Origin of the sequence: Paenibacillus sp. 2TAB19, assembly GCF_052115185.1 — a bacterium.
In the GTDB taxonomy this organism is placed as follows: Bacteria; Bacillota; Bacilli; order Paenibacillales; family Paenibacillaceae; genus Pristimantibacillus.
In genome coordinates this window covers 1-13,253 of record NZ_JBFRGE010000023.1, presented here as the reverse complement: position 1 = coordinate 13,253, position 13,253 = coordinate 1, and the positions used below count along the sequence as shown (strand labels likewise).

Annotated in this window: 9 protein-coding genes and 1 rRNA gene; 3 read left to right on the top strand and 7 right to left on the bottom strand. The window is 50.5% G+C overall.

All coding sequences use genetic code 11. The features are described from left to right. Positions 1-18 precede the first annotated feature (18 nt). The gene (locus AB4Z33_RS12495) at positions 19-3,426 is read left to right on the top strand and encodes an NEAT domain-containing protein (RefSeq protein ID WP_442050254.1); all 3,408 of its coding nucleotides are present in this window, start codon (positions 19-21) and stop codon (positions 3,424-3,426) included. A 319-nt stretch (positions 3,427-3,745) separates the two neighbouring features. After that, on the top strand, positions 3,746-5,899 hold the full coding sequence (locus AB4Z33_RS12490; RefSeq protein WP_442050253.1) for an NEAT domain-containing protein: 2,154 nt from the start codon (positions 3,746-3,748) through the stop codon (positions 5,897-5,899). Positions 5,900-5,983: 84 nt separating this feature from the next. Here AB4Z33_RS12490 and AB4Z33_RS12485 read toward each other — a convergent pair whose 3' ends face one another. The 6 genes from AB4Z33_RS12485 to AB4Z33_RS12460 form a co-directional block, all read right to left on the bottom strand. Next, positions 5,984-6,847 carry a metallophosphoesterase family protein gene (locus AB4Z33_RS12485; RefSeq protein ID WP_442050252.1) on the bottom strand — a complete coding sequence of 288 codons (864 nt, stop codon included), beginning with the start codon at positions 6,845-6,847 and terminating at the stop codon, positions 5,984-5,986. A gap of 58 nt (positions 6,848-6,905) precedes the next feature. Then, complete coding sequence (locus AB4Z33_RS12480; RefSeq protein WP_442050306.1) at positions 6,906-7,223, bottom strand: DMT family transporter; 318 nt, start codon at positions 7,221-7,223, stop codon at positions 6,906-6,908. Positions 7,224-7,261: 38 nt separating this feature from the next. Further along, entirely contained in the window at positions 7,262-8,026 is a 765-nt protein-coding gene (locus AB4Z33_RS12475; protein ID WP_442050251.1) for an HAD family hydrolase, read from the bottom strand. 97 nt (positions 8,027-8,123) lie between these two features. Continuing rightward, on the bottom strand, positions 8,124-9,485 hold the full coding sequence (locus tag AB4Z33_RS12470; RefSeq protein WP_442050250.1) for an ABC transporter substrate-binding protein: 1,362 nt from the start codon (positions 9,483-9,485) through the stop codon (positions 8,124-8,126). 45 nt (positions 9,486-9,530) lie between these two features. Beyond that, positions 9,531-10,340, bottom strand: a complete 810-nt coding sequence (locus tag AB4Z33_RS12465; protein WP_442050305.1) for a carbohydrate ABC transporter permease — start codon at positions 10,338-10,340, stop codon at positions 9,531-9,533. A gap of 71 nt (positions 10,341-10,411) precedes the next feature. Beyond that, positions 10,412-11,290 carry a carbohydrate ABC transporter permease gene (locus AB4Z33_RS12460; RefSeq protein ID WP_442050249.1) on the bottom strand — a complete coding sequence of 293 codons (879 nt, stop codon included), beginning with the start codon at positions 11,288-11,290 and terminating at the stop codon, positions 10,412-10,414. 208 nt (positions 11,291-11,498) lie between these two features. Between AB4Z33_RS12460 and AB4Z33_RS12455 the strand changes: the two genes are divergently transcribed. Next, complete coding sequence (locus AB4Z33_RS12455; RefSeq protein ID WP_442050248.1) at positions 11,499-12,119, top strand: GbsR/MarR family transcriptional regulator; 621 nt, start codon at positions 11,499-11,501, stop codon at positions 12,117-12,119. 866 nt (positions 12,120-12,985) lie between these two features. Here AB4Z33_RS12455 and rrf read toward each other — a convergent pair. Continuing rightward, positions 12,986-13,102: ribosomal RNA gene (gene rrf / locus AB4Z33_RS12450) — 5S ribosomal RNA — on the bottom strand. Positions 13,103-13,253 lie beyond the last annotated feature (151 nt).

Below are 13,253 nucleotides of genomic sequence, written 5' to 3'. Positions count from 1 at the left end.
AAGGAGAGAGTAATCATCATGTTTTATAAGAAGTCATTGAAACGTTACTTGTCTATTCTGATTGCGAGCATGCTTCTCTTGTCTGCCTTTCCTATTTCGGCGGCAGCAGCCGAACCTGCTCCAGCTACTAAGGTTCGAGACGGCGAATACGAGGTCGATTTCCGTATTTTACAGAACAATAGCGACAAGGAATCGTATGCCGAAGGACATCTCAAATCAACAAAAGGTAAACTGATTGCTGAGGACGGCGTCTACAAACTGCAAATTGATTTTATTAACTACGACTGGTACGAGTATTGGGGCAGCTTGAAGCCAGGCGGTACGCCCTCTGCGAACGCGGATGCCGTATCCCAATTCAATCAGGCAGCAGAGGTTGATGTCTCGGAAGGCACTGTCCCTCGCGGACCGCTAAACGAGAATACGTTAGTTGAAGGCTATTATGGCACAGTAGAATTTCCAATTGACGATGTGCAAGTCAAGCAAGATGTGCTGATGCACATTGTGGTGAAAGATCTTTATGTTCAAGGTCAACCTTTTGTCTACGATCATTGGTATTTGGCTCAAGTCGTAATTGATACAAGCAATCTTCCGTTTGTATCCGTCGAAGAGCCTCCAGTGACCGAAGAGCCAGACGTAAGCCTTGATGATCTTTCCTGGCAAATCACTTTAGCCCAATCCTTATATAACAGTACCCAAGACGGCGCATGGCATGGGGCATACAAACCGGGAGCAAGGACTTCCTTGAATTATGCTATCAGCGATGCTATCGAGGTCGAGAGTGACATGGCGGCGACCGACGAAGAAATCGTCACCGCTTACAATGCGCTAGTCCAGGCGTTGAATGTGTTCAGGCAACAACGTGTTACGGTTAACAAATCATTGTTGCTGACCGCGATTCAAGAAGCAGAAGCTTTCGCTGCTAATCTGTCATACGTTACAAATGCCGGGGTATATGTCGAGGGTTCGATTGCCGGGCTGACGTCTACAACTATGGGTACTCCGATTACGAATGCGAAGGCTGTATATGACAATGCTTTAGCGACACAAGATCAAGTCAATGCAAGCGTAACTTCGCTTAGTACGGCGACGACCGCCATTAATAACGCCAGAATAATAGCGACAGATGCCCGTCTCATCGTACTTGACTCCCTTGATTCGGATGCTGTTGTATCCACGAAAAGTTCTCTCTTTGGTTCAACCGCGACTATTCTAAAACGCAGCACGCCTCGCGAGCATGCCAATATTATCATCAATGACAATATTCCAATTACGTCTATTTCCTACTACAGGCCGAGCACGGACGGCACTCCCACATTTGTGATGGATCTGCCTGTTACAGTGGCGTCTACTGGCTTAGATGCGGGAACTGGTCAATACTCCGCCCAATTACAGCAAAGACATACGACTTTTAATAATCAATCCATAAGCGGCATCGTCTTAATGAACTATTCAACTGCCGATGAGCCTAGTGTCACTGAATCCGTCTATCTAAGCCTGAACGGCACATTGCTTGATAATCTAAACGGCGAAATCGCGGATGCGCAGGAGCTGCATGATCGCGCCTTGAACGGCGAATTAAGCGGTCAGTACGACATTGACGCTTTGGCGACGCTGCAAGCCACTATCGATACCGCCATTGTTACGGGCTCTCAATTGTCCGCTACACGGTTGGACATTAGCGCTGCTTCGGCTGCGCTGTCTGAAGTCGTGACTACGTTCCTGTCCTTAGAACGTTCAACCTTGAGCTACACGATCGCTCATGCGACGGATGCGGCCTTCTCCAGCGCGGATAGCTACTTCGAGAAGCCTGCCCGCGTTACCCAAATTAGCGGTACTACTTATGATGCGACGATTAAAATTTTGAACAGCTCGCAAGTAACGGAGTTCCAGTTCAAGCAAAGCGAAGGCGAGTATGTCGATGCCGACGTTCTGTACGAAAACGCTGCGGAAGATTATCGTATTGTGCTGCTCCATGGCATCGATATAAGCCAGCTGCAGAACGTCAAGCTGCATGTTTCCATTCCGGTAGCCAATTATGATCGAACGCATGAAGTTCGCTTGAACTTTAACGGGGTGAACAACTCCTTGTTATCCTCGGAGTTCCTTGAAGCCATGTCGACATGGCGCGGAGCCAAAGCGGGAACTGCAATCGGTGAATATCCTGCCTCGGCGATTTCCGCATTCAAAACCGCCATTGATACGGCGGGTGGAGCTGCCACACAGCTCAATGGAACCCAGATCCAAACAGATGCCGCGTTAATTGTGTTACGTATGGCGATTGCCGCTTTTGAAGCTTCTGTTAATTTGACCGGTACGGAGCCGGGAACTGATCCTGGACCGGGCACTCCGGGTAACGGCACGGATCCGCAATATCCTGCGAACGGAAACTATTACATTCCTTTTACCGTCCTGAAGTATGGAACGGAATCACTATCGGTAGCTAACGATTATTTTGTCAGCCCCGCTCTTGTTAAAGTGACTGGAGGAAACAAGACCGTATCCTTTACTGTCGTACAGAGCGCCGAAATTACCGGACTTAAGATAGGTGGCAGCAGCGGCTCCGTAACGTCGAGAGACGCCGCGAACAACACACGCGTGGTAACCTTCAACTTGTCAAACTTGGCTTCCAAACTAAGCGCGTGGGTGAAAATCGATTGGAGCGCTTTGAACTACCACCATGAATACGATATTCATTTCAAATTCGATGAAGCCCAGGCCACATATGCCGGCAACTCCGGTGTCATTGGAGGCGGCTCGGTCGGCCCGCCAGCCCTGCCTAACCCGGACGAAGAAACGGAAGGCCAAGAGGGTGAAGAAGGCGAAGTCACTAACCCGAATGGCGAGAACAGGCAAGAAGAAACAAACCCAGAAAGCAATGAAGGTCCGAACATTCAATTCTCCGATACCGCAAATCACTGGGCGAAAGACGTTATCGAACGTGCAGTCAAGCTAGGCATCGTCAGCGGCTTCTCGGATGGCAGCTTCCGTCCGAACAACATCGTGACGCGCGGCGAGTTCGCCGTTATGATCAGCAAAGCGTTAGGCCTCGAAGGCGAGGGTGAAGAAGGCGCACTGAAAGACCTCGACAGCATTCCGAACTGGGCTAAAACCCATGTAGCGCGTGTCATAACCGCAGGTTTAATCGCCGGTTTCGAGGATTCGACGTTCCGTGCAAAAGGTCAGTTGACGCGAGCACAGCTTGCAGTCATTATTTCTCGCGCTGCGGGGCTTAAACTGGATCCGAGCGCCACTCTATCCTTCGTTGACGGTGATGACGTTCCAGCTTGGGCACAACAAGAAGTATCCGCTGCAGTTGGAGCGGGATTAATTAAAGGCAAAGACGGCAACCGATTCGATCCGAATGCCGCAGCAACCCGCGCGGAAGCTCTGGCGCTTATTATCCGCCTGCTTGATTACTTAGACTAATACGCAAGTAAGAAGCAGCCCAAGACGTTTAAACGTATTGGGCTGCTTCAATTTGTAATTTAAAATTCATGCTCCGTTCATACTCCAGTAGTAGAATCAAACTTGCTGTTCTGACGATAATGATTCTCATTATCTTTGGTAGTCGTTCATCTACACAGTGCCGTCTCCTTGCGGCCTTTTGAAATACAACTTCGTAGCGGGAGGGAACCATTTATCACGTTAATCGGTTTTGTTGCCAAGTAGATAGCATTGGCCGATACATGCATCACCTTTATTTCATTGCTTTCTTAAAAAATCATCCTAAGGAGTGTTACACCAAATGCGCAATAAGCTTCGCTCGTTCACAGCACTTTTTTTGGCGCTGGCTCTGCTGCTTACGATTTTACCGGCGGCTGCCTCGGCTCAACAATCCGCTCCGGCTCTGCCGGCAGACGGCGTATACGAAATTCCCTATCAATACTTAAAGGATGACGGCTCGGGCTCGACCTCCTCGATTAATAACTATGCCGTTGCAAACACAGGTAAATTAACGATCTCCAACGGTAAAGCGACTTTTTCCCATGAAATGAAAAGCTCCGAGCTGTTTACGTATATCGGTATTTTAAAGCCCGGCGAGACGAAGGCGACCATTACAAGAAACGGCGCTAATACAACAATCAATACAGACGATCTTGTTCGCTATGTAGCAGCAACAACTGCTCCTATTGAAGATTCGACTACCAATTCCATTACAACAACCTTAACTATCAATGATATTTATGAAACGCAAACGGTACTTTTGAATATTACGATGACCTCGCCTGCTTATTCCGCGTGGCACAATGTATACCTGGAGCTGGACATTTCAGAGCTTCCTCCTCCTGACGGCACATACAGCGTTCCGTACATATATTTGAAGGATGACGGCTCTAATGTTACCTCTTCGGTATATGGTTATGCCGTGCCGGATAGCGGCCGCTTGACGATCAGTAATGGCGAGGCTTCTTTCTCCCATGAAATGAAAGACTCCAACTTGTTCGCGTATATCGGCATTCTAAAGCCCGGAGAGACGAAAGCGACCATTACAAGAAACGGCGCCAACACGACGATTGATCCTGCCGACCTCGTTCGTTATGATCGCGCTGCCGTAGCTCCTATTGAAGATTCGACTACCCATTCCAGCACGGTTACTGTAAACATCGACGATATTTACACCACTCAAACGGTACTGGTTAACATTGAAATGACGTCACCTGTTTATTCCGCATGGCATAACGTCTACTTAAGCTTGGATCCGGAAAACATGACGTTGGTCGATAACGGCACAGGAGAAGGTACAGACCCTGGTACAGATCCTGGTACGGATCCGGAAACGAACCCTGGCACGGATCCGGCCACGAATCCTGGAACAAATCCGGGAACGAATCCTAATAGTCTGGCCGACGGAAAATACAGCTTGAACTTCGTTATTCTAAAAGCAGGCACTTCTCAAACATCGGTTATGAACGACTATGTCGCGCATCCAGGCCGGTTGTTGGTTCAAAACGGCATTAAATACATGCAAATTTATTTAAAGCAAAGCAATGAAATTACATCGTTTATGGTCGGAGGAAGCGAAACCTCTACCATCGATAGCAATGCTAGCGCCAATACGCGAAGAGTACAATTCGAAATTGATGAAATTCCGTCCAAATTGAGCGGCTCTGTAAGCATCAACTGGCCGGCAATCAACTATGTAGAGGAATACGATGTCGATATCGAGATTCGCTCCGCTACACCGGTTCAAAATTGGGGTTCCGACAACTTCGGGTCGATTCCTGACCGTCCGAATCCGAATGACCCATCGACAGGAGAAGAAACGACGGAAGAACCTGGCAACGGAACCCGGGAGACCGGCGAGAACGGTACTTCCGAGCCTAACCCATCCACTCCTGCAATCGTGTTCAACGATACGGCCTCACACTGGGCGAGCAAAGCGATTGAACGCGCCGTGCAGCTCAACATTGTATCCGGTTATCCGAATGGCGATTTTAAACCGAACGCCTCCCTCAAACGCTCGGAATGGACGACTATTCTTAGCCGTGCATTAAAGCTGGAGAACTCGGGCAAAACAATCGACTTCGCCGATGCGGACAACATTCCGGCTTGGGCCAAACCATTTATCGGGCAAGCTCTGTCGGCTGGTATCATAAGCGGTTACGAGGACGGCAGCTTCCGTCCGAATAAAGAGATCTCCCGAGCGGAGATGGCGGTTATGATCGTTAGAGCGCTCAAGCTGCCGCTAGAGGATGCCGGTACGTTGACATTCGCTGATGCGGGTCTAATTCCAGACTACGCCAAAGCTTATATCGCAACCGCAGTCAAACACGGTCTAATCTTCGGATTGGAAAATAACCGCTTCGGGTCCGCCCAGCCAGCTACCCGTGCAGAGGCCGTCACCGTCGCGCTGCGCGCCGTCGATTATTTGGCGTCTCGACAACATAACGCTCAATAAGCCATTAATAAGCCATAACAGCACTTGCTGCATCATTAGAGAAGGAGAACTCCGTTTGCGGGGTTCTCCTTCTCTCGTTATTTATCAGCATTCCACTTCAAAATCGGCGGCTGTCAGCCAACTGCCATCCACGAAGTTCCGGCCGCGCACGCGCACCTTGTCCGCGTAGATTTCGACATAATAGCCTTGGCTTCCCTGTACATAGGCGTCGTCGTCATTCCACAAGTAAGCGACCGATGCGGTATTGAACATGACTGGCCCCCGATCGCCGGCGCGATGCATCGTATGAGGGGACTCCAGATGCCAGTGGGTATGCCCGGTGAACAGCAGCGCTTGCGGATGCTTATGCAGCACCGAACGCAGCTCTTCATCCTCTTCCACGCCGAACCAGGCTTGATGCTCCAGCGAACCGGCTACCGTGTTCTTCAAAGGCTGATGGAGGAATACGAATACCGGCTTGCCCGTCGCCGCGTCTTCCCCCAGCTTCTCGTCCAACCAGCCAAGCTGTGTTTCCGACAAGGTCGCAAACCGCTCCAGCCCTCGCTCCGTCCCGAGAAACACAAAGTGATAACCGCCGATCCAGTGATCGTGGTAGGTATCTCTCCTGCCGCTGACCGTCTCGTAACCTTCCATCCGGTACTCCCAATCGCCCAGCGCGACGTCGTGATTGCCAACCGTATATGCGATGGCCGGCAGACGGTTCTCATAATCCCGCAAAATACGCTGCAGCGCCTCATATTCTTCAATTAAGCCATGATCGGTAATATCCCCTGCGTGCATGATCCCGCAGCTCTCGGATGCATATTCGCTTGAAGCGATATCCTCCAGCGCCAGCCTAAGATGACGGTTATATAAATGATTGTCGTCGGATCTGATATGCGTATCCGATAGAATCTGAAAGCATGCAAGCATCTCCGGCTTCTCGGTCTCATCGGCTCTGTTTTTCATAAACATTCCCCTTCCGTTAGTAGGCAAGACTATGCTCGCCCTCCTTCATGGCACTCCTTCAGGAATGCGCTTTGGAGCTCATGTTCAGCCCCACCACCCCCACGACTATGACAAACATCCATAACATCGACGTTATAGACAACCGCTCATGGAAAAACCATACGCCAGCCGCCGAAATGAGTACAATGCCGATACCCGACCATGTAGCGTAAGCAACGCTCATATCCATGTAACGCAGCGCGAAGTTCAAGCAGGTAAAGCTGATTCCGTAAAATAAAAACATCAGTATCGACGGCCACAGCCGCGAGAAGCCTTCCGACATCTTCAAGGACAAGGTGCCGCTTAATTCCAGCAAGATGGCCAGCCCAAGAAACATCCAGCCCAGCTCGCTCCCGTTCAATCCTTTCAATTGCGCTAGCCTCCCAACTGCAATTCCTGGTAGCCTAGAATGATATGACTAGCATCGGGGTAGGCTGCTTGGCCGCCCGTAAGCGCAATTCGCAGATTAGCGCCAACCGAACGCCCCATCAGCATATCTCCATTCGTGTCGCCGATAACGGCCGTTCTTGCCGGGGTAACGCCCAGCCTTAAGCAAGCGAGCTCCGCCATATCGCCGAACGGCTTGCCTCGCTCCACCTGATCCGTTCCGATTACCGCCTCAAAATAGGGACGAATGCCAAGCCACTCCAGATGGCGGAGCGCCGCATCCGTTTCATCCGCCGTTACGACGGCCAACTTGAACCCCTGCTGCATGCAGGCGTCAAGAAACGATTGCACACCCGGCAACAGTCGTGCAGGGCGTTCCTTCAACAAAGCAACGTTCGCGTGCTCGCCGCAGCGGATTGCCATCGCTCTTGCTTCCGCCCAGGACATGCCGGCCATATAACCTTGCCAAGCAAGCACGGCGTATAAATCGGCCATCGTTCCCATCGCCAGCGGTCCGTTGCGATCGTACTCGACTATATGCCCGCCGTCATCGTGCTGCGTTCCCCAAAGCAGGGGAATCACTGCCGCATCAAGAGTTTTCAGCCCCCGTCTAGTCAGCTCTTCACTAAACGCAGACATGACTTGTTCGCTCCAATAGCCCCACATGGATACAAAATCGAGCAGCGTGCCGTCCTTATCCATCAAAATCGCATCCACTTCATAAACGTCGCCGCCTATGGTCAACGTAGCCATTGCTTCCACCTCTCTTGTAACTGTAACTATTGGCGGCATACGGGGGAGGAACTAACCGTTCTTCCCCGTTGCTGTTGCTGCCCTGGCATGCTTCTGCCTATTTCAATACCGCATCGAGCGCCTTCTGCGCCACTTCCTTCGCTTCCTTAAGCGCTTCTGCCGCCGGCTTGTTGCTAATCTGTACTTTATCCGCCGCAATCGTCAGCGCATCCGTAATTTTGCCGCCTGTCGGATCAATGAACGGCTTGCTCGCATGGGAAGCTTGCATGAGCGGGATACGGCTTTGCGGATTCGCTTCGCTGTAAGCTTTGAACTCCGGGTCGTCAAGCGCGGATTGACGTACCGCAATATAACCCGTGTTCATCGACCAGAACGCCGTATTCTCTGTGTTGCTGAAGTACGTCAGCCATTTAAATGCCGCTTCTTGCTGCTCCTTGCTTGCTTTGGCCGGAATGCCCGCCATAATTCCGCTTGCTACCGGCTTGCCTTTGCCGTCGCCAACGCCATCCCAACCCGGCTGCTCCATAGCTGCAAGCTGCGTGAAATCGAGGTCGCCTTGGTCGCCGCTGGAACCGGTGTAACCCGCCGCATTGCCTTTCATCACATCGTCGATCGTTTTGTACCAATACTCCCAGCCTTGGCCTCCGGAGTGAATGCGCATAATTTGATCCTCATGAATCCATTTGCGGAATAGCTCCCACGTTTCCACCCATTCCGGCGAATCGATCAGAACGGTTTTGCCGTCTTCGCTAAGCACCGAGCCGCCTTTGCTGAATACGGCGTCCATCATATTGTCGCGTCCCCACATCGGCTCCCAGCCGTAAAACGTCGTTTTTCCGTTTTCTTTCACGGTCATTTTGGACGCGGCATCAGCCAGCGCTTCCCAAGTCGTCAGGTTTTCGGCTTTCAGACCTTGCTTTTCCAGCGCATCCTTGCGGTAATACATCACTTGGGTCGTTCCGTACATCGGAAGGAAATACTGCTTGCCATCAACTTGTCCTTGTTCGATAAAAGTAGGCACAAAGTCATCCGGTTTCAAATCCTTTGCCGTCGCCATTAATTCGTCCAGCTCTGCGTAATAGCCTTTGCGTGCCCAGTCGTTATTGGACGACAGTACGGCTGCCGGAACTTTGTCCGCGGCAATCGCGGCTTGCAGCTTTTGCTCCGTTTCGGAATAGTCTGCCTGGACGATGCCTTGAACGATGACTTCCGATTGCGATGCGTTGAATTTGTCGATTATTTTCTTCATATTGTCGCCGAGATTACCGCCGAGACCATACCAGAACTCGATCTTCACCGGTTCGGTTACCGCCGTCTGCTCGGGAGCGGCGTTTGTTGCGGAGTTAGTCGCCGCATTGGATCCTTCCTGCGAGTTCGCTCCCGTATTGGAACCGCAAGCCGTAAGTAAAGCAAAGCTGGAAATAAGCGTAAAAGCCAACCCTTTTTTTAACGTATTCATTTTAATAGGCCTCCATTAACTATAATATGATTTCTCTTTTCTCTCCTACCCTTTGTTGACACCAGCCGTGAAGTTGACGCTTTGCATAATCGTTTTTTGCGTAAAAAGAAACAACAGCAGCAGCGGAGCTATCGTGAAGGCGCTGGCAGCCATAATAAGCGGCCACTTCAGCCCGTATGCACCTCCCTCCACAAAAAAGCTGCGCAGACCGGCCGATACAAGCTGCAAATCCGGATTTTTCGTAATGAGCATCGGCCAGAAGTAGTTGTTGTATTGTTCAATGAACGTAATAAGCACCAGCACGGCGAACGAAGCTCTCGTCAGCGGAACGATTATCGTCCATAGAATTCGCAGATGGGAAGCACCATCGATCCGCCCCGCCTCCACAAGCTCATGCGAAACCTGCATGAAAGCTTGCCGAATAAGGAATATCGAAAACACGCTAACCGAGTTGGATAAAATAAGTCCCGCATAGCTGTCCAGCAGATGGAGCTTGGACAAGACGACATAACCCGGCAAATACACGGCAGTCGTCGGCACCATATAGCTGACCAGTATGATCGCTGTCAACGAGCCCTTCAAACGAAACGGCATATGAGTCAGCGCGTACGCCATCATGCCCGAATTGACGACTTGGATCAGCGCTATGGCGCAAGCTACCGTCACGCTGTTCAGGATATACCTGGCGAAATTCGCGCTCTGCCAAGCGTCGACAAAATTGCTCCATAACGGTACGGCCGGCCACAGCGCAGGCGGCGTCTGCCAAATTTCATCGTTGGTTTTCAGCCCGCTGGTTACCATCCAGTAAAACGGGAAAGCCATAATCGCGCACAAAACAATAAGCATGACATGCATCAATACTCGCCTGATTCCGTTGCTCTTGGTCATTCATCGCATTCCTTCCTATTCAGACCGCCTGGCCGTCTTTAATAATGAACCGACTTGCGGCTCAAGGTGAATGAAACAAGCGACAGCAGCGCGCACCCTGCAACCAGCGTCACCGCAACAGCCGAGGCTTCGCCGATGTTGAACGCTTCGAACGCTGACTGGTAATACAAATACAGCAATGTGCGCGTCGATCCGGCTGGTCCACCTTGCGTCATAATGTTGATCTGATCGTATGCCTGCAACGAAGAAATAACGAGCACGACCGTCAGGAAGAACGTCGTAGGAGAGATCAGCGGAAGCGTAATTTGCCAGAACTTACGCGTTGCTCCCGCCCCATCGATGCTGGCTGCTTCAAGGATGTCACCCGGAACATTTCGAAGGGCCACCAAGTAAAAGACCATCGCCCAGCCGATTCCCTTCCAGACGGTGACGAGCAAAATACCGACCAATGCCCACTCCGGATCTCTTAACCAGCCTACGCCTTCCGCTCCGAACCATCTTAGCAAGGCATTCGCAAGTCCCGCCTCCGGCTCGAAAATCCACGACCATACGATCGATACCGCAACGGTTGGCGTAACCCAGGGAGAGAACAGAAGCGCCCGATATACGCCGCCCAGCCGCATCGTTCGGTTCAGCAGCACGGCTAGAGCTAGTCCGCCAGCCAGCGTCGGCAGCACATTGCCTAGAACAAAAAGCAGCGTCACTTTGAGAGACTCGTAAAATGCAAGGTTTTGCAGCAACGCCACATAATTGTCCAGTCCGACAAACGGCTTGTCCTCGCTCATGAAGTCCCAGCTCGTCAAGCTTAAATAGAATACATAGCCGATCGGGAACAACCAGAACACGGCGAGGGGCACCATAGCGGGCAACGTGAACAGCAAAGCTTGCAGCTCCCGACCTAATCTCAACCTATTCATAACCTTTACCTCCGTTCAAAATATTTTTAACATTAAGGAAAATATTGAAATTATTGTTCAAACGATTGTATCGTACAAAAAATATTGTACAATCAGAAGTGAGCAGAATGGTTATCGCAGCGTAAACATTAACTAAATAAAATGTAAATGTGATGCTCTATATGTGTGCTTTAGGTTAGTAAAAGCTTTTAGTATAATTGAAGAAAGCATGCATACGAAAATGGCGGGTGAAGGCATGATAGAGGGCAACAGTCAGGGCAATGGTGAAAGCGGCAATGAAAACGGTATCGAGAGTGGTTCGGCCGAGCGACGGAGCGAGCTGCGTAGAACGGTTATTAACGCGATCGCTGATACGATGGATTTATACGGGGCAACTTATTCCTTTGGACAGTTATATGGCGTTATGTATTTCGAGGACAAACCGATGACGCTTGAAGATATGAAAACCCATATGAATATGAGCAAAAGCAACATGAGCTATGCGGTAAGATCATTGATGGAATCGAAAATGGTGACCAAACTGGAGGAGAAGCAGGAGCGTAAAGATTTGTACGTAGCCGAAACGGACTTTTTCCTCGCTTTCCGCAATTTTTTTACGATGAAGCTGCAAAGGGAAATCGACGTAATGAGTCACGCCATTGAAGACGTTATTCCCGACCTTTCCGACATTATTCTTTCTATTGATACCCCTGATGACGAACGGAAAATCTGTCTCCAGGATCTGCACAAGCTCAAGCAAGCGCTTGAGTATTATAAATGGCTGCAGCAATTCGTACAGCAGCTGGAAAACGGATCTTTTTTCAACCTCCCGCAAATCAGGAAGGAATAACCTTCCGTCCAACTAATGCATTGTTCTCTGCTTAAGAATTTAGGAAACGCTAATCGGCCGATATTACACAATCCATGCAACTAACGAATCCAGATAGGCTTATTTCGCTAAAATGGATTGTTTTACGGTGGGTTTGGAGCGATTAGCGTGATTCAGATTCGTACACGTTGCTCTAGGCTCATGAATCAGACAATTGAGTGCTGAGGATTCGTTAAGAGGAGCGTTTATAAGAATGTAACTCTCGTGCCCCGCGACGGCTATTCCGCACCGGTTGAACAGACTCCTTGAGAATACTTCAAGGTCGGCATCTGTAGCTTTCTCTATGGCCGGGCCTGCTTCTTCGCCCTTTCATCGATCGAAGGTTCAGTTACTCTCCCAGGCTGGGAGAGGTAAGTCGCCATTTCTGCGCACAACAAAAAACCAACCGCATGTAGATGCGGTTGGTTCCTCGTGCTTGGCGACGTCCATTCCGCACCGGCTGAATAGACTACTTGTGCTTACTTCGAGGTCGGCATCTGAACCTTCATCTATAGCCGGGCATGCTTCCTCGCCCTTTCATCGATCGAAGGTTCAGTTACTCTCCCAGGCTGGGAGAGGTAAGTCACCGCTTCTGCGCACAACAAAAAACCAATCGCATGTAGATGCGGTTGGTTCCTCGTGCTTGGCGACGGGCATTCCGCACCGCCTGAATAGACTACTTGTGCTTACTTCGAGGTCGGCATCTGAACCTTCATCTATAGCCGGGCATGCTTCCTCGCCTTTTCATCGATCAAAGGTTCAGTTACTCTCCCAGGCTGGGAGAGGTAAGTCGCCGCTTCTGCGCACAACAAAAAACCAACCGCATCTACATGCGGTTGGTTCCTCGTGCTTGGCGACGTCCTACTCTCCCAGGACCCTGCGGTCCAAGTACCATTGGCGCTGGAGGGCTTAACGGTCGTGTTCGGTATGGGAACGCGTGGTTCCCCTCCGCCATCGCCACCAAACGGGTTTTTCGATGATCATGCTTCCTGAATCACTTCAGAAAAGACACAACCATGATCTCAGAGGCATTGCGCCCTGAAAACTGGATACGAAAGATGTTGCTGCTGAACTTTAGCTGTTGCCTATAGGTTGTATGGACCATATAAGCTTTTT